18 protein-coding genes are annotated in these 17,402 nt (G+C 65.7%); all 18 read left to right on the forward strand.

Translation table 11 applies throughout. The features are described from left to right. The first annotated feature begins 43 nt into the window (after positions 1 to 43). A complete protein-coding gene (locus MLE27_RS12620; RefSeq protein ID WP_243312435.1) occupies positions 44 to 442 on the forward strand; it encodes a response regulator in 399 nt (132 codons plus the stop codon). A gap of 39 nt (positions 443 to 481) precedes the next feature. Beyond that, the gene (locus tag MLE27_RS12625; protein ID WP_243312436.1) at positions 482 to 1,246 is read left to right on the forward strand and encodes a M15 family metallopeptidase; all 765 of its coding nucleotides are present in this window, start codon (positions 482 to 484) and stop codon (positions 1,244 to 1,246) included. A gap of 12 nt (positions 1,247 to 1,258) precedes the next feature. Next, positions 1,259 to 1,771, forward strand: a complete 513-nt coding sequence (locus MLE27_RS12630) for a hypothetical protein (protein ID WP_243312437.1) — start codon at positions 1,259 to 1,261, stop codon at positions 1,769 to 1,771. A 294-nt stretch (positions 1,772 to 2,065) separates the two neighbouring features. Continuing rightward, on the forward strand, positions 2,066 to 2,863 hold the full coding sequence (locus MLE27_RS12635) for a 2-amino-3,7-dideoxy-D-threo-hept-6-ulosonate synthase (protein ID WP_243312438.1): 798 nt from the start codon (positions 2,066 to 2,068) through the stop codon (positions 2,861 to 2,863). Positions 2,864 to 3,027: 164 nt separating this feature from the next. Beyond that, a complete protein-coding gene (locus MLE27_RS12640; RefSeq protein ID WP_243312439.1) occupies positions 3,028 to 3,999 on the forward strand; it encodes a 3-dehydroquinate synthase II family protein in 972 nt (323 codons plus the stop codon). Position 4,000: 1 nt separating this feature from the next. Continuing rightward, positions 4,001 to 5,137 carry a prephenate dehydratase gene (gene pheA, locus MLE27_RS12645; RefSeq protein ID WP_243312440.1) on the forward strand — a complete coding sequence of 379 codons (1,137 nt, stop codon included), beginning with the start codon at positions 4,001 to 4,003 and terminating at the stop codon, positions 5,135 to 5,137. 2 nt (positions 5,138 to 5,139) lie between these two features. Further along, positions 5,140 to 6,453 (forward strand): 3-phosphoshikimate 1-carboxyvinyltransferase, encoded by a 1,314-nt coding sequence (aroA, locus tag MLE27_RS12650; RefSeq protein WP_243312441.1) that lies wholly within the window; start codon positions 5,140 to 5,142, stop codon positions 6,451 to 6,453. Beyond that, positions 6,450 to 7,253 (forward strand): prephenate dehydrogenase/arogenate dehydrogenase family protein, encoded by an 804-nt coding sequence (locus tag MLE27_RS12655; protein WP_243312442.1) that lies wholly within the window; start codon positions 6,450 to 6,452, stop codon positions 7,251 to 7,253. Before aroA ends, MLE27_RS12655 begins: the two co-directional genes overlap by 4 nt. Positions 7,254 to 7,723: 470 nt before the next feature. Continuing rightward, a complete protein-coding gene (locus MLE27_RS12660; RefSeq protein WP_243312443.1) occupies positions 7,724 to 9,136 on the forward strand; it encodes an anthranilate synthase component I family protein in 1,413 nt (470 codons plus the stop codon). After that, a complete protein-coding gene (locus MLE27_RS12665) occupies positions 9,117 to 9,689 on the forward strand; it encodes an anthranilate synthase component II (RefSeq protein WP_243312444.1) in 573 nt (190 codons plus the stop codon). The genes MLE27_RS12660 and MLE27_RS12665 overlap by 20 nt, the downstream gene beginning before the upstream one ends. A gap of 21 nt (positions 9,690 to 9,710) precedes the next feature. Then, positions 9,711 to 10,922, forward strand: coding sequence for a pentapeptide repeat-containing protein (locus MLE27_RS12670; RefSeq protein WP_243312445.1), 1,212 nt, complete (start codon positions 9,711 to 9,713; stop codon positions 10,920 to 10,922). Positions 10,923 to 10,956: 34 nt separating this feature from the next. Continuing rightward, a complete protein-coding gene (locus MLE27_RS12675; protein WP_243312446.1) occupies positions 10,957 to 11,691 on the forward strand; it encodes a hypothetical protein in 735 nt (244 codons plus the stop codon). Positions 11,692 to 11,761: 70 nt separating this feature from the next. After that, positions 11,762 to 12,760, forward strand: a complete 999-nt coding sequence (trpD, locus tag MLE27_RS12680) for an anthranilate phosphoribosyltransferase (RefSeq protein ID WP_243312447.1) — start codon at positions 11,762 to 11,764, stop codon at positions 12,758 to 12,760. Further along, positions 12,753 to 13,520 (forward strand): indole-3-glycerol-phosphate synthase, encoded by a 768-nt coding sequence (locus tag MLE27_RS12685; RefSeq protein WP_243312448.1) that lies wholly within the window; start codon positions 12,753 to 12,755, stop codon positions 13,518 to 13,520. The genes trpD and MLE27_RS12685 overlap by 8 nt, the downstream gene beginning before the upstream one ends. A 34-nt stretch (positions 13,521 to 13,554) precedes the next feature. Further along, positions 13,555 to 14,151, forward strand: a complete 597-nt coding sequence (locus MLE27_RS12690) for a phosphoribosylanthranilate isomerase (protein ID WP_243312468.1) — start codon at positions 13,555 to 13,557, stop codon at positions 14,149 to 14,151. 12 nt (positions 14,152 to 14,163) lie between these two features. After that, positions 14,164 to 15,342 carry a tryptophan synthase subunit beta gene (trpB, locus tag MLE27_RS12695; protein ID WP_243312449.1) on the forward strand — a complete coding sequence of 393 codons (1,179 nt, stop codon included), beginning with the start codon at positions 14,164 to 14,166 and terminating at the stop codon, positions 15,340 to 15,342. 255 nt (positions 15,343 to 15,597) lie between these two features. Further along, positions 15,598 to 16,359, forward strand: a complete 762-nt coding sequence (gene trpA / locus MLE27_RS12700) for a tryptophan synthase subunit alpha (protein WP_243312450.1) — start codon at positions 15,598 to 15,600, stop codon at positions 16,357 to 16,359. 169 nt (positions 16,360 to 16,528) lie between these two features. Then, positions 16,529 to 17,395 (forward strand): EamA family transporter, encoded by an 867-nt coding sequence (locus tag MLE27_RS12705; protein ID WP_243312451.1) that lies wholly within the window; start codon positions 16,529 to 16,531, stop codon positions 17,393 to 17,395. Positions 17,396 to 17,402: the final 7 nt, after the last annotated feature.

Consider the following 17,402-nt stretch of genomic DNA (forward strand, 5'->3'; position numbering starts at 1 on the left):
TGCCGGGCTCGGGGTATGAGCACCCCGCCCGGAGCAACCACCCATGCGCGCACTCATCATCGACGACGACCCGGTCAACCGCCTTTACCTGCAAGAGGTCCTGTCCCCCTATGCGGAGACGGCTTCGGCCGACTCCGGCGAGTCGGGGCTCGATCTGTTCCGCAAGTCCATGAACTCGACCAGCGCCTTCGACGCCGTGCTGCTCGACGTGCAGATGCCCGGCATGGACGGCCACCAGACCCTGCGCAAGATCCGCGGCATGGAGCGCGACGCGGGCCTCACCCCCGCCGAGGAGGCCACGGTGCTGATGGTCTCCGGCTCGGGCGGCAGCCAGGACATCAAACGGGCCTTCTTCCAGGGCGGGGCGCTCAGCTACCTGACCAAGCCCGTGGACCCGGAGCAGCTCATTGACGAGTTGCGGAAGTTCGGCCTCATCGGTTAATCTGCCCCCGTCTCCATTTCGACCCCGCTGGAGGTACACATGCGCGCCCGCTCCCTGGCCGTGCTCATCGTGCTTCTCCTTGTCCCGGTGCTCTCCGCCCGCGACGACGCCCTGCCCGAGGGCTTCGTGCGCCTGCGCGCCGTGGCCCCGGGCATCCCGCAGGACATCCGCTACCACGGCTCCCACAACTTCCTCGGGCGCCCCGTGGCCGGTTACGAGGCCCCGGAGTGCATCCTGAGCAGACAGGCCGCCGACGCCCTCAAGGCCGTGGCCGACGAGCTGGCCGCCGGCGGCCAGGGCGTGCTCGTGTTCGACTGCTACCGCCCGCAGCGCGCCGTGGAGGACTTCGTGGCTTGGAGCAAGCTCCCCGGCGACCAGAAGACCAAGGGTGAGTTCTACCCCAACGTGGACAAGAAGGACTTCTTCAAGCTGGGCTACGTGGCCGAGAAGTCGGGCCATTCGCGCGGGTCCACCGTGGACCTGACCATCATCCCCCTGCCCGCCCCGCAGCCCGGGGCCTACGCGCCGGGCCAGCCGCTCACTCCCTGCACCGCGCCCTACGGCCAGCGCTACAACGACGGCGGCATCGACATGGGCACCGGCTACGACTGCATGGACGAGAAATCCCACCCGCTGACGGGCGACGTGCCCGCCGAGGCCAAGGCCAACAGGCTCAGGCTGCGCGAGCTGATGGTGAAGCATGGCTTCGCGCCCTATGACTACGAGTGGTGGCACTTCACCCTGAAGAACGAGCCCTTCCCCAAGACCTATTTCGACTTCCCGGTGACCGCCGGGAACCCGTAGGGAGGCCCGCCGATGCGCCTCACCCGTAGCCGCCCGCCCCTCCGGCCCCTCCTGCTGGCGCTGGCCGTGATCGCCGCGCTCTCCTTCGGCGCGCTGTCGCCCCGGGCCGTGGCGGCTCAGAGCGCCCTGCCCCCCGATACGGCGGCCTTCCTGGAATCGCTCGTGGGGAAGTACCCCGACTCCCGAATCCTGAACGACCCGCGCCTCAAACCTTTGCTCGTCGCCACTCTGGGCCCGCGCCGCTTCGCCCAACTGGTGCGGGGCTGGGGCAACAGGATCAACGACGTGGTGGTCTCGCCCATCGAGAAGCAGCAGGACGCCATCGTCATCACGGCCTGCAAGCCCCACGACTGCCTGGCCTTCAACGCCACCATCTACGTGAATTTGAAGGACGGCTCGGTGCAGGCCTGCTGGCGCGCCGAAGCCGGGGAGCCCGCCTTCGACCAGTGGCTCACCCCCCAGGGGGCCAAGGCCCTGGAAGACGGGGAGTGCACCGCCACCCGGCGGGAGCGGCGGGACATCTAGCCGATCCAAGGCGGCGCCCCCCTCGCGTTTGCGGTTTTTCGCAAAACCCGCTTGACAACCTTCGCCGGGGGCGCGTACCCATACGGCCCATGCAGACCCCCAACTTTGCCGCTGGCTTCTTTAACTGGTTTTATTTTTGGTTTAGCCGCGCCAGCGGTTCGGGGAGGGGTGCACGGTAACGCAAGTTAACCACACCACACCGAGGGCCGCTGGCAAACGCCGGCGGCCCTTTTGTTTTATCCAGGAGTCCGCCGGGGAAGGCGGAAATCGGTGCAAAACCGGAGGGAAAGTACAATGCTCATCGGAAAAGCCGTACGTCTGGAACGCATCTTCAACCGCAACAACAACCGCACCATCATCGTCCCCATGGACCACGGCGTCACCGTGGGCCCCATCGAGGGCCTCATCGACATGCGCGAGACCATCAACCAGGTGGCCGAGGGCGGCGCCAACGCGGTTCTGATGCACAAGGGCCTGGTGCGCTGCTCCCACCGCGGGCGCGGCCGCGACGTGGGCCTCATCATCCATCTCTCCGCCTCCACCACCATTTCCCCCTTCCCCAACGCCAAGACCCTGGTGGGCACCGTCGAAGACGCGCTGAAGCTCGGCGCGGACGCCGTGTCCCTGCACATCAACCTGGGCGACGAGACAGAGCGCCACATGCTGGAGGACTTCGGCCGCATCAGCTCCTCCGCTTCCGAGTGGGGCGTGCCCGTGCTGGCCATGGTCTACGCGCGCGGCCCCAAGGTGAAGAACGAGTACGACCCCGGCGTGGTGGCCCACTGCGCCCGCGTCGGCCTGGAGTTGGGCGCGGACGTGGTCAAGGTGCCCTACACCGGCGACGTGGAGACCTTCGCCCAGGTCTGCGACGCCTGCTGCATCCCGGTGGTCATCGCGGGCGGCCCCAAACTCTCCGACGTGCGCGACCTGGTGACCATGGCCCACGACTCCGTGCAGGCGGGCGGCTCCGGCCTGTCCATCGGCCGCAACATCTTCCAGTACGCCCAGCCCGCGCGCCTGGTGCAGGCCCTGCACGGCGTGGTGCACCTGAACTGGGAAGTCGAACAGGCCATGGAACTCCTCAAGGACTAGCAGCCTGTTGAAAAATTCCCGCTGGCTGCGTTGCTTCAAAAAAGTCAAACCCTCACGTATGCCAGATACGCTTCGGCCTTGACTATTTCTTGCGCCTTGCCAGCGAGCTTTTTGAACAGGCTGAACAAATCGATTCAGCTACGGGCTGCTAGGAGACGAAATTAATGAAATCCGTTTGGTTTTCCGCCCTGCCTTTCGACAAGACCCTGGTCACCCTGGCCCTGGAGTCCGGCGTTGACGCCATCGTGACCGACACAGCCCACGCGGGCGACGTGCGCGCCCTGGGCCGCGTGGAGGTGCTCACCCCGGAGAACGTCACCTACGTGACGCTTTCCTCCAAGGCCGACGAGGACACGGCCATCGCCGCGCTCAAATCCGGCGGCAAGTCCGTGCTCAAGCTCGGCTGGGAGATCATCCCCGTGGAGAACATCCTGGCCCAGTCCGAAGGGCTGGGCGTGGAGGTCGCCGACGCGGACCAGGCCCGCCTGGCCGCGGGCATCCTGGAGCGCGGCGTGGACGTGGTGGTGGTGCTGCCCGAGGCGGCGAAGGAGCTCAAGAAGATCGTGGCCGACGTCAAGCTCTCACAGGGTTGCGCCCGCCTGGCCAAGGCCGTGGTCACGGCCATCAAGCCCGCAGGGCTCGGCCACCGGGTCTGCGTGGACACCATGAGCATGTTCAAGAAGGGCCAGGGCATGCTCATCGGCAACTCCAGCGCCTTCACCTTCCTGGTGCACGCCGAGACCGAATCCAACCCGTACGTGGCCGCGCGGCCCTTCCGCGTGAACGCCGGGGCCGTGCACGCCTACGCCATCATGCCAGGCGACAAGACCAACTACCTGGAGGAGCTCTCCTCCGGGGACGAGGTGCTGGTGGTGGGCGCGGACGGAGCCACCTCCCTGGCCACCATCGGCCGGGTCAAGGTGGAGGTGCGGCCCATGCTCCAGATCACGGCCCGCTGCGGCGACGCCGAGGGCACCGTGTTCCTGCAGAACGCCGAGACCATCCGCCTCACCCGCCCCGGCGGCGAGCCCGTGAGCGTGGTCAGCCTCAAGGAGGGCGACGAGATCCTCTGCAGCACGGACCAGGCCGGCCGCCACTTCGGCATGCGCATCTGCGAAGAGATCAAGGAGGGCTAGGATGACGCTCGAGACGGACGATCCCGCGCGCGACGCCCCCTTGGACCACATCCGCGAGGCCATCGACGCGGCGGACAAGCAGCTCCTGGAACTGCTCAACAAGCGCGCGGCCTACTCGCTGGAGGTGGGCCGGCTCAAGGCGGGCAGCAACGAGCCCGTGTTCAAGCCCTTCCGCGAAAAGGAAGTGCTGGAGAAGCTCACCCGCGCCAACCCCGGCCCCCTGCCCAACGAGCACCTGCGCGCCATCTACCGGGAGATACTCTCCAGTTCGCGCAGGCTGCAGCGCACCCAGAAGGTGGCCTACCTGGGGCCGGAGGGCACGTTCTCCTACTTCGCGGCGTCGAGCTACCTGGGCGCCAGCGCTGACTTCCAGCCCTGCTCGGGCATCGACGAGGTGTTCGAGGCCGTGAGCCTGCGCGACGCGGAACTGGGCGTGATCCCGCTGGAGAACTCGCTCCAGGGCACCGTGGGCCAGAGCCTGGACATGTTCCTGCGCCACGACGTGTACATCCAGGCCGAAATGTACTGCAAGATCAGCCACTCGCTGCTCTCCAAGGGCACGGACCTCTCGCGCATCGAGGAGGTCTACTCCCACCCGCAGCCCCTGGCCCAGTGCGGGGCCTGGCTCAAGGCCCACCTGCCCCTGGCCCGGGTGATCCCCACGGAGTCCACCGCTGCGGCGGCAAGGCGCGTGGTCTACAACCCCAAGGCGGCGGCCATCGGCCACGTGAAGCTCTCCGAGATGCTGGGGCTGAACGTCCTGGCCACCCGCATCGAGGACCTGCCCGACAACTGGACCCGCTTCCTGGTGATCGGGCCAAGCGAAACCAAGACCGGCAGCCGCGACAAGACCTCCATCCTGTTCACCCTGCCGGACAAGCCGGGCGCGCTCTCGGCCGTGCTCTCCCGCCTGGCGGGCGAGGGCATCAACATGACCAAGCTGGAGTCGCGCCCGCTGCGCGGCGAGAAGTGGAAATACGTCTTCTTCGCGGACCTCCAGTGCGACCTGGGCGCGGACCAGTTCCAGGCCGTGGTGTCCGACCTGCGCCACGAGCTGCACTCCCTGCGCATCCTGGGCAGCTACCCCACGGGCCCGCACCTGGACGTTTCCGGCTCCGCCGTGGTGGAGAGGGGATAACAATGGCAGACACCATCGACATCCAGGCCCCGGCGTCCAAGTCGGTCTCGCACCGGGCCATGATCTGCGCGGCCCTGGCAAGGGGGACCTCCCTGGTCAGCCGCGCCCTGGAATCCGACGACCTGATCCGCACCCGGCAGTGCCTGGAGGCCGCCGGGGCGAAGTTCGAGAAGATCCCCGAAGGCTGGAGCGTCACCGGCGTGGGCGGCCAGCCCAAGGGCGGCGCGCTCTCCCCGGCGGACTGCAACGTGGGGGAGTCCGGCACCACCTGCCGCCTGCTCACGGCTGTGCTGGCCGCCGGGCGGGGCATGTTCCTGGTGCACGGGGAGGGGCGCATGCATTCCCGGCCCATCGGGCAGCTCACCGGGGCGCTGGTCCCGCTGGGGCCGCGCTTCGAGTGGCAGGGCCAGCCCGGCTACCCGCCCTTCGTCATCCGCACCGAGGGCCTCTCCGGCGGCGAGACCGCCATCGCCCTGGACGAATCCAGCCAGTACCTCTCGGGCATCCTGCTGGCCGCGCCCATGGCCGCCGGGCCGCTCACCGTGGGCGTGGCGGGCGAGAAGGTGGTCTCCTGGCCTTACGTGTCGCTCACGCTCATGGCCATGGCCGACTTCGGCGCGGACGTGGAGGTGAAGACCCTGGAAGGCGACGAGTGGGTCTCCACCGCCTTCACCGACGTGACCAGAGTGACCCCGGGGCGCATCCGCTTCGAGGTCAAGCCCGGGCAGTACCGCGCCCGGCCCTACGTGGTGGAGGCCGACTGGTCCAACGCCTCGTACTTCCTGGCGGCCGGTGCCGTGGGCCCGCGCCCGGTGCGCGTGATCGGGCTGCGGCGGGACTCGCTGCAGGGCGACCGCGCCATCCTGGACATCCTCGAGCGCATGGGCGCTAGCATCGCCTGGGGCGAATCCGGCGTCACCGTGAGCCCCCGGGGCCTGCGCGGCGTGGAGCTGGACATGGGCTCCTGCCCTGACCTGGTGCCCACGGTCTGCGCCGTGGCCGCACGGGCCACCGGGAGCACCACCATCCGCAACGTGGCGCACCTGCGCATCAAGGAGTCCGACCGGTTGGCAGCCTGCGCCCAGGAGCTGCGCAAGGCCGGGGCCGAAGTGGAGACCTTCGCCGACGGCCTGACCGTGACTCCGGGGCCGATCCCAACCGGGCGGGCTATCGAGTTCAGCACCTACGACGACCACCGCATGGCCATGAGCATGTCGCTCTTCGAGCTGGCCGGCGTGGAGGTGCGGCTGGACAACCCCGGCTGCGTGGCCAAGAGCTTCCCCGGGTTCTTCGAGCAGTGGGGGCGCACGCGTTGAGCACAGCGCAAGCCATCCGCACGCTCACCGTGGTGGGCTCCAAGGGCAAGATGGGCCGCATGATCGTGGCCCGCTGCCGCAAGGAGGGCCTGGCCTGCCACGAGCTGGACCAGCCCCTGGACGAGGCCGAGGCGCGGCGCGTGCTGCCCCGCTCGGACCTGGTGCTCCTGTGCGTGCCCGCCCAGGCGCTCACAGAGGTGCTGGCCTGGCTTAAGCCCATGATCCCCAAGGGCACCATCGTGGCGGACATCTGCTCCGTGAAGGTGCGGCCCATGGACGAAATGCTGGCCCTGCACCAGGGGCCGGTGGTGGGTACGCACCCGCTGTTCGGGCCGGTGCCGCCCGAGGGGGAGCCGCTGCGCGTGGCCGTATGCCACGGGCGCGGGGAGGAGGCCTGCCGCCAGGCCACGGAGCTGATGGCCCGGCTTGGCTTCGCGCCCTTCAACGCCGACGCCCACGACCATGACCGGGCCATGGCCTACGTGCAGGGGCTCAACTTCGTGACCACGGTGGCCTATCTGGCCTCACAGGCCAACCACGAGGAGTTCGCCCGCTATTTGACGCCGTCGTTCATGCGGCGCCTCGAATCGGCCAGGAAGCTGATTTTGGAGGACGCGGGGCTGTTCAGGCTGCTGTTCGAGGCCAACCCCTACAGCCTGGAGGCCGTGCGCTCGTACAGGAACTACCTGAACGTGGCCGCCGGCGGCGACCTGGAGCTGCTGGTGGAGCGGGCCAAAGGCTGGTGGCCGGATGGCGGCAAGCCGGGCGGAGCGAAAGGTTTTTCGCGGGGGAAGAAATAAGGGTTTCTTTTTCATAATGGCCCGTGGTGCCCCTCCTGCAGCCGCACCCGTGCCATATATTTGAAGAATATGACCCGGGTGCGGCTGCCGGAGGGGGCCCCCTCGCCCTCCCCCCGCTTTCAATTTTTTTTTTATATTCGGCGGGGGGGGGGGGGGGGGGGGGGCCACCACGGACCCAGGCCGCACGGTTGGATGCGAGACAGAAAGAATCCGACCGCAGATGATTGAAAACGCGGTGACGCGAGCCGTTGCCCGGCCCTGTCCCGCGAGGAAGGTGAAAGGCCATATTCTTCAAATATATGGTATTTCACCAACGAGCGGGACAGGGCCGGGCAACGGACGATGCGAATGAGCAGTCCCACGATGTGGGATTCCAAAGGGAGGAACTCCCTTTGGCCGCCGGAGGCATTTCCCGGCACGCTTGGACGACATACAACGAAACGAAGCAACGACTACGACAAGGACGCGCCATGATCGAGCTCCTGCAAGAAGCAAAGTGGCTGCCCGCCGACGTGCAGACCCCAATCAGCCTGTACCTCGGGCTGGTGGGCGACAGGCCGGGCATACTCTTCGAGTCCGCCGAGGTGGACGGCCGCCTGGGCCGCTACTCGATCCTGGCCTGGGATTTCCGCCTCACGGCCCAATGCCAGGAGGGCAAGCTCCTGCTCACCACCCGGGACGACCGCCTGAAGCCCCTCGAGGAGCTCTCGGGCCTGCCCTTCCTGGACGGCGTGCGCCAGCTCATGGCCGCCATCACCGTCACCCCCCCGGACGACGCGGGCGAGCTCCCGGCCATCACCCGGGGCCTCTACGGCTACTTCGGCTACGCCTCGGCCGCGCTGTTCACGCCCAAGCTGGCCAAGGTCATCCCCCCCAAGGACATGGACGTGACCCTGGTGCTGCCCGGCCACGTGGTGCTCTTCGACCACCTGCGCCACCGCTGCTGCCTGCTCACCCTGGGCGGCGGCATGCGCCCCAAGCTGGACACCACCAACGTGCTGCGCACGATGGACAAGCCCGAGATGGGCGCGGTGCTGCACCACCCCGGCGAGCAGCCTTTCCTTGAGAACGTGCGCAAGGCCAAGGAGATGATCCGCCAGGGCGAGTGCATCCAGGTGGTGCTCTCCAACCGCTTCCACGCACCCTTCAACGGCGATCCCTTCGCAGTGTACCGCAGGCTCAGGCAGGTGAACCCCTCGCCCTACATGTTCTTCGTGCGCCTGCCGAGGCTCACGCTGGTGGGCTCCTCCCCGGAGTTCCTGGTGCGCTGCGTGGACGGCAAGCTGACCACCGCGCCCATCGCCGGCACGCGCCCGCGCGGCAAGGACGAAGCCCAGGACGAACAGTTCGCGCAGGACCTCCTGGCCGACCCCAAGGAGCGCGCCGAGCACGTGATGCTCGTTGACCTGGGCCGCAACGACCTGGGCCGCATCGCCACCCCGGGCAGCGTGCGCGTTGAGAAATTCATGCAGGTGGAGCGGTTCTCCCACGTTTTGCACCTGACCTCCTACGTGACGGCCAAGCTCAAGGAGGGCCTGGACGCCCTGGACGTGATCGGCTCCGTGTTCCCGGCGGGCACGGTGAGCGGCGCGCCCAAGGTCCGCGCCATGGAGATCATCGCGGAGCTGGAGACCATCGCGCGCGGCCCCTACGCCGGGGCCATCGGCTGGCTCGGCCTGGACAAGGGCCGCGTGGACCTGGACACCGGCATCCTCATCCGCTCCATGTGGTTCAAGGACGGCATGGTCCACTGGCAGACCGGCGCGGGCATCGTCTACGACTCGATCCCCGAGATGGAATGGAAGGAAGTGCACAACAAGGCCCGCGTGCTCGCCGAAGTGCTTGCAAAACAGGAGGAAGGCGATGTTTTTGCTCGTCGATAACTTCGATTCGTTCACCTTCAATCTGGTGCAGTACTTCCAGCAGCTCGGCCTGGACCCCGTGGTCAAGACCAACGACGACCCGGAGATCATCGAGCTGGCCAAGTCCGGCAAGGTGGAGCGCTGCTGCATCTCCCCCGGCCCCAGCAGGCCGGAGAACGCCGGGCTCTGCCTGGAGTTCCTGAACCACCTGCCCAAGAAGACGCCGCTTCTGGGCGTGTGCCTGGGGCACCAGATCCTGGGGCATTACGCGGGCGCGCCCGTGGTGGTGGCGGACAGGATCATGCACGGCAAGACCAGCCAGGTGACCCACCGGGAAACGGGGCTCTTCGAGGGCGTGCCCAACCCCATGGAGGTCTGTAGGTACCACTCGCTGCTGGTTCTGGCGCACAAGGCCCCGGAGAAGTTGGAGATCACCGCCTGGACCGACGAGAACGAGGTCATGGGGCTCAGGTGGAAGGACCGCCCCTGGGTGGGTGTGCAGTTCCACCCGGAGAGCGTGCTCACGCCCGACGGCATGAAGCTGCTCAAGAATTTCCCGGAGAAGATTAGTTAATCCTGAACAGCTTGAACGATCATGAAAAAGAGTATCAAACACCAATCAGCAAAAGGGATACGTGCGCAGGAGTGGTGCAGTTTCCCACGAAAAATGATTGGTTTTCTTTTTAATTACTCAGGAATTAAAGCAATTTGGTGGATGGTTTCTCCTCCAAAATCTGATCAGTCCAATGAAAAACCATCCACCTTTGCACTGTGGGCAGTTGGCGTTTATACAGCAGTATTCACACTCGCCATGACAAGGCATGACAGTGCAGCAAAAATCCTGGAGACGCGACTATCAACGGTTTCATCGCAAATATCGAACAAAGAAACAAGACAAGTTGCCCTTCAAAGATTGATAGAGATACAGAAAAGCACATGCCCAATAAAGCCTGACTACTTCAACCCGCTCACAATACTGCTATCATTAGCTGGAGACGAAGCGAAAAATAAAAGCATAATTCAGTCAACAAAAGAGTTAATCACAATTTATAAGCTTGATCTGCACGACATCGACTTGTCTGGCCTTGATGTCGATGGGGTAAAGGGGCTCGATCATGCTAACTTTACTGGAAGCGATCTCTCATTTTCAAACTTTTCTAACACGATTGTTAACAACTCTAACTTTTCTGGTGCCGACCTCAGAGGAGCAAATTTCTATAATTCAACATGTCGAGACAGTAATTTTATAAATGCATGCATGATTGGAACGAGCTTTACTCACTCAAATCTAGAAAGATGTACATTTAACAACATCTCGAAACAATCCTGCCCAAAAAATAATATTTTTGTTAAGGGATACGCCATTGACAACTCAATCCCAGGGAATGATGAAACAAAAATAAAACACTCCGGAAGCCTAGGTGAAATAACATACCCATCAATTGTTGATAAAATCAAAAATACGCTTGGGATGGAAACCACAAGAATATTCCGCATGAAAGACAAATTCGCATCAAAATTATACTACACTCAACACGAAAATGTGGAGTTATACTTTGACCACTGCGAACTTGACGGAACGTCGTTCACAAATTCGGACTTAGCTGGATCGTTCTTTATATATTGCAATTTAATAAATACATTAATACAGCCAAACCAACTATTATCTGTGAACTCTTTATACGGATCAAAGCTTAACGACGCTCAATTAAGGATTCTCAGTGCCAGAAACGAGCTAATTAACGACACACCAAAACCGCGGAGAAAGATACGTATGATTATCTCCGATGGTAACTACAGCAAATAATTATAACGCAAAATTAAAGCTAGGCGAGTGATCCATGCCCCTCTCCATCCGCAACCTCTCCAACGGCGACGAGGCCGGGAGCGAAACCACCCTGTGGAAGTACCTGACGTTCGAGAAGTTTCTCGACTTCCTGCTCATGAAGCGTCTGTACTTCCGCCGCGTGGACCGTCTCCACGACCCTTACGAGTGCCTGATGCCGCCGGGCATGTACGCCACCGCCAGGGACGAGGAAAGCCCGGAGAGCTGGAAGCGTTTCCTGAAGCGCCACGACGACTACATCAGCAACGAGCGCTCCAAGGTGTTCGTGAACTCCTGGCACGTGAGCGAGCACGAGTCCGAGGCCATGTGGAAGCTCTTCGGGGGCAGCGGCCACTCCCTGGCGGTGCAGACCACCTTCGGCGCTCTGTCCAGCGAACTGGCCCCCCACGACCTCACCGCAGGCAAGGTGCTCTACAAGGACGTGGCCCAGGACGACTGCCAGATCAGCGACATCTACGACTTCTCCCTGCTCAAGCGCAGGCCCTTCGAGCACGAGAAGGAGTTCCGGCTGATCTTCATCAACGACGAGGGCGACCAGAACCCCCGGCTTCTGGACCCAAACGGCCTGCACATCACCGTGGAACCGGCGCACATCATCGAGAGCATCTACGTCTCGCCCCTCTCCGAGCCGTGGCAGTACGAGCTCTCGCTGGCCATCATCAAGCGGGAGGGGCTCTCGGACAGGGTGACGCGCTCGACGCTGTTCAACTGCCCGGTGATGCGCAAATAAAACGCTGAACGATTTTCCCGCCCGGCGAGCGCCGGGCGACGCCGAAACGACAGGCAAGAAGGAGCCCGCGATGGAAGTCCTCGAACATCTGGCCATAGGCAAGAACCTTACCGAAGAGCAGGCGCTGGCCTCGTTCCGCGCCATGTACAAGGGCGAGATGCCCGCCTCCTGCGTGGGCGCGTTCCTCATGGGCCTCAAGACCAAGGGCGAGACCGGGCTGGAGATCGCCTGCGGCGTCAAGGCCGCCCTGGAGGAGGCCCGCCTGGTGCCCGGCCTCGAAGGCGACCGCATCGACACCTGCGGCACCGGCGGGGACAACACCTGCTCCTTCAACTGCTCCACGGCCGTGGCCATGTACCTTGCCGCGCTCGGCCACAAGGTGGTCAAGCACGGCAACCGCTCCGTGTCCTCCACCTGCGGCTCGGCCGACGTGCTGGAGTCGCTCGGCGTTGGCCTCACCGTGGAGCCCGACGCCGTGGCCGACGCCCTGGCCCAGCGCAACTTCGTGTTCCTGTTCGCGCCCAACTTCCACCCGGCCTTCAAGCGCATCATGCCCATCCGCAAGGAGCTCGGCGCGCGCACGCTCTTCAACCTCATGGGGCCGCTGCTCAACCCGGCCCGGCCCACGCATCAGCTTTTGGGCGTGCCCACGGCCTCCTTCGTGCCGCTCATCGCGGAGGCGCTCTCGCTCTCGGGCGTGCGCAACGCCGCCGTGGTGCACGGCGCGGGCGGCTTCGACGAGCTCTCGCCCTTCGGCCCGGCCGAGGTCTGCTGGGTGCGCGACGGCTGGATGCGCCGCGACCGCATCGACCCCCTGGACTACGGCATCCCCCGCCACAAGCTCTCCGACGTGGCCGTGGCCAGCAAGGACGAGGCCGTGGCCGTGCTCATCGAGCTGATCCAGGGCGACGGCCCCCAGGCCATGAAGGACATGCTGGCCCTGAACCTGGGCACCGCCCTGCACCTCCTGGAGCCCGCCCTGACCCTCAAGCAAGGCATCGACAAGGCCCGCGACGCCATCGCCTCCCGCGCGGCCGCCGGCTTCTGGAGCCAGTTGACCCATGCTTAACCGATTCCGCGAAGCCAAGCAGGCCGAGATCGAGCGCCTCGTCAAACTGGAGGACGAGGGCCTCATGCCCCCGCCCTTCGAGGGCGAACGCCCGGACTTCATCCGCGCCCTGTGGGAGAACGGCCCCGGCGCGGTGATCGCCGAGTACAAGCGGGCCTCGCCCTCGCGCGGGGAGATCAACATGGGCCTCACCCCCGAGCAGGCGGCCGATGCCTACAGGAAGGCCGGAGCCGCGGCCATGTCCGTGCTCACGGAGGAGGTCTACTTCAAGGGCAGCCTGGAGTACCTCTCCCGCATGGCCGGCGCTGGCCTGCCCCTGCTCCGCAAGGACTTCATCCTGCACCCCGTGCAGGTGATCCACACGGCCTCCACCCCGGCCTCGGCCCTGCTGCTCATCGCGCGCATGTGCGAGGCGGAGGAGCTGCGCGCCATGCTGGGCCTGGCCGAAGCCTTCGGACTGGCCTGCGTGGTGGAGGTGTTCGACGAGGCCGACCTTAACAAGGTGGAGCCGCTGGAGCCCGAGATCATCCAGGTGAACAACCGCGACCTGGACAAGCTGACCACGGATTTCGCCGTGTCCGAGCGGCTGGCCGCGCGCAAGCAGGAAGGCCAGATATGGATCAGCGCCAGCGGGATAAAGACTCGGCAGGACGTGGAGCGCATGGCCGCGCTGGGCTACGACGCCGTGCTGGTGGGGACCTCGCTCATGAGCGGGGAGGACCCGGGCGCGGCCCTGGCCGGGCTGACTGGACGAAGGTAGAGCCGACGTGAAACCGCTCATAAAAGTTTGCGGCATGACCCTGCCCGAACAGGTTGCCGCCATAGACGCCCTGGGCGCGGACTTCCTGGGCTTCATCTTCGCGGCCAGGAGCCCGCGATGCGTCGCGCCCGGCCACGTGGCCTCCATCGCGCGCGGGCGGGCCAGGCGCGTGGGCGTGTTCGTGGAGCAGTCCGCCGCCGAGGTGCGCTCCATCATGGACGCGGCCGGGCTGGACTTCGCCCAGCTCCACGCCGGGCAGGACGAGGCCTTCTGCCGCGAGGTCGGGCCGGAGCGCGTCATCAGGGCCTTCTGGCCCCAGCGCCACGCCTCGCCTGCCGAGCTGGAGGCCGAGATGGCCCGCTACGCGGACTCCTGCTCCATGATGCTTTTGGACGCGGGCACCTCGGGCGGGGGCCACGGCACGAGCCTGGATTTTTCCGCCCTGGCCGGGCTCAAGGTCCCCCGGCCGTGGCTGCTGGCGGGCGGCCTTTCCCCGCTCAACGCCCAGGAGGCGCTTGAGCTGGCCCGCCCCGCCGGACTGGACATCAACTCCGGGGTCGAAACCGCGCCCGGCGTCAAGGATCTGGACAAGGTTTCGCAAACCATAGACATCGCAGCACGCAGCAAATAGAGGCTACCACCCATGCAGAAAGGTTATTTCGGATCGTTCGGAGGCATGTTCGTGCCGGAACTGCTCATGCCGCCGCTCCTCGAAATCGAGGAGGCCATGAACACCATCGTGCCCAGCGAGGCCTTCCAGAAAGAATTCAACGCCATGCTGGAGGACTACGTGGGCCGCCCCTCGGCCCTGTACCGCTGCCCCAACCTCTCGAAGAAGCTGGGCTTCAACCTCTGGCTCAAGCGCGAGGACCTGAACCACACGGGCGCGCACAAGATCAACAACGCCCTGGGCCAGGGCCTGCTGTGCAGGCACATGGGCAAGAAGGTGCTCCTGGCGGAGACGGGCGCGGGCATGCACGGCGTGGCCACGGCCACGGCGGCGGCCATGCTGGGCCTGGACTGCGTGGTGTACATGGGCGCCACGGACGTGGTGCGCCAGTCGCACAACGTGCGGCGCATGGGCCTGCTGGGCGCCACGGTGGTGCCCATCGAATCCGGCACGCAGACCTTGAAGGACGCCATCAACGCCGCCCTGCGCCGCTGGATCGCGGACCAGCGCACCACCCACTACTGCTTCGGCACGGCGGCCGGGCCGCACCCCTTCCCCACGCTGGTGCGCATGTTCCAGTCCGTCATCAGCCGGGAGGCCAGGGCCCAGATGCTTAAAAAAGCGGGCAAGCTGCCCGACTACGTGGTGGCCTGCGTGGGCGGCGGCTCCAATGCCATCGGGGCCTTCAACGAGTTCATCCCCGACGAGGGCGTTCAGCTCATCGGCGTGGAGGCCGCCGGCACCGGCGAGCCGGGCTGCCACCACTCCGCGCCCCTGAACCTGGGCACCCCCGGCGTGCTGCACGGGGCCATGAGCATGCTCCTGCAGACCGAGGACGGCCAGATCGAGCCCTCGCACTCCATCGCCCCGGGCCTGGACTACCCCGGCGTGGGCCCCGAGCACGCCCACCTGCAGGACTGCGGCCGCGCCCGCTACGTCACCGTCAACGACGGCCAGGCCCTGAGCGCCTTCCACACGCTCAGCCGCTCCGAGGGCATCATCCCGGCGCTGGAGAGCTCCCACGCGGTGGCCTGGGCCATCGAGAACGCGGCCGAGATCCCCAAGGGCAGCGACGTGCTGGTCTGCCTCTCCGGGCGCGGCGACAAGGACATCGGCATCATCGAGGAGTACGAGGCCAAGAAGGGCTGCTAGCCCTGAAGCCGTATTCCAGGCGATCCAGGTTCGTGTTATCCCCCTGCAATCCGAAAGGATCGCGCAGGGCCTAGAACTTCCAGAGTGAGGCCCGGACGCCTTCTGCCTCCTCCCCCGGCCCCTGCTCCCCGAGGCGCGACGATTTTCTTCAAATATATCGGCGTGCCTCGGGGAGCAGGGGCCGGGGGAGGAGGCAGAAGGCCCGAACGACCAGAACTCTTACAGATTCAACCGCAGCCAATCGGAGGCAACCTCATGTCCATCCTCACCGAACGCATCCGCGCCGCCAACGCCTCCGGCCGCAAGGCCGTCATCCCCTACCTGCCGGGCGGTTTCCCGGACCGCGACCGCTTCTGGAAGGAGCTGGCCGCGCTGGACGCGGGCGGAGCCGACGTCATCGAGATCGGCGTGCCCTTCTCCGACCCCGTGGCCGACGGCCCCACCGTGGAGCAGGCCAGCCTGGACTGCCTGGAGCAGGGCGTGACCCTGGCCTGGATTTTGAACGAGTTGAGCTGCCGCAAGGGCACCTTCAAGGCCGGGCTGGTGCTCATGGGCTACTACAACCCCTTCCTGCAGTACGGGCTGGAGCGCCTGGCCATGGACTGCGCGGCTGCGGGCGTCTCCGGGCTCATCATCCCGGACCTGCCCCTGGAGGAGGCCGAGCCCGTGGCCGAGATACTCTCCGGCTCCGGCGTGGACATCATCTGCCTCATCGGCCTGAACACCCCGGAAGACCGCTTGAAAGCCTACGCCAAGGCTGCGCGCGGGTTCGTGTACTTCGTCTCGGTGCTGGGCACCACGGGCATGCGCGAGAGCCTGCCGGAAGAGGTGCTCCAGAAGCTGGACGAGGTGCGCCCCATGTTCAACATGCCCATCGCCCTGGGTTTCGGCATCTCGCGCCCGGAGCAGGTGGCCCCCTTCGGGGACCGCATCGACGCCGTGGTCATCGGCTCGGCCCTGGTCAAGCACCTGCGCGACGGCGGCACCGGCGAGAGCTTCATGCAGGGCTGGCGCTGAGCCGGGCCTGACGCCCTGCCGGGGGATTCCCTCCGGCGGCGAAAGTCCGCCTCACGAGGCGGGCGGATAAGAATGCGCTTCGCCGCACCCCGACTGCGGCGTGAAACACGAGACAACTCCCGGCGCGGCGGGCCTGCCCGCCGCGTCGCCTTTTTGGGGGCGCGAACGAATGACCTGGGTCGCGTTGATGCTGATTGCGGCTTTCTGCCAGGCCGTGAAGGATCTCTGCCTCAAGCGCAGCGTGGCGGGCGTGGACGGGCTGGCCGTTGTCTGGGCCTACTGCCTGACCACCGCGCTCTTCATCGCGCCCTTCGCCCTGCGCGAGGGCATCCCCGCCATTACGCCCATGTTCTGGGTCTGCCTGGCCTGCACCGGGCCGCTGGCGGTGGTCACCTTCCACTTCTACGTCAAATCCCTTGAACTGTCCGACCTCTCGCTCTCGGCCCCCATGCTCACGGCCACCCCGCTCTTCCTGCTGCTCACCTCGCCCCTGATGCTGGGCGAGTTCCCGGACCCCATGGGCCTGGTGGGCATCGTGACCCTGGTGGTGGGCTCCTACGTGATGAACCTGAGCCACATGAAGAACGGCGTGTTCGAGCCCTTCAAGGCGCTCGTGCGCGCGCCCGGGCCGCGCTACATGCTGCTGGTGGCCTTTTTGTGGTCCGTCTCGGCCAACATCGACAAGATCGGGCTGCGCAACTCCTCCCCGCTGTTCTGGATCACCTGCGCCTTCGGGTTCACGGCGCTCCTGCTCACGCCCCTGGTCTGGCGCAGGACGCACCGGGGCTTCGCCCAGGTGCTTCAGGCCCCCTGGTACCTGCTGGCCACGGGCCTGCTGGAGGCCGCCACCTGCATCGGCCAGATGCAGGCCCTGACCATGACCATCGTGCCCTACGTCATCGCGGTGAAGCGCATGAGCGCGGTGTTCGCGGTGCTACTCGGGTGGCTGGTGCTGCGCGAGGGCAGCGTGCGGGAGCGCCTGGCGGGCGCGGCCCTCATGGTGCTGGGGGTTTTTCTCATCGCGTTTTTGGGGTAGGCTGCCG

It is taken from the genome of Fundidesulfovibrio agrisoli, assembly GCF_022808715.1.
Lineage (GTDB): Bacteria > Desulfobacterota > Desulfovibrionia > Desulfovibrionales > Desulfovibrionaceae > Fundidesulfovibrio > Fundidesulfovibrio agrisoli.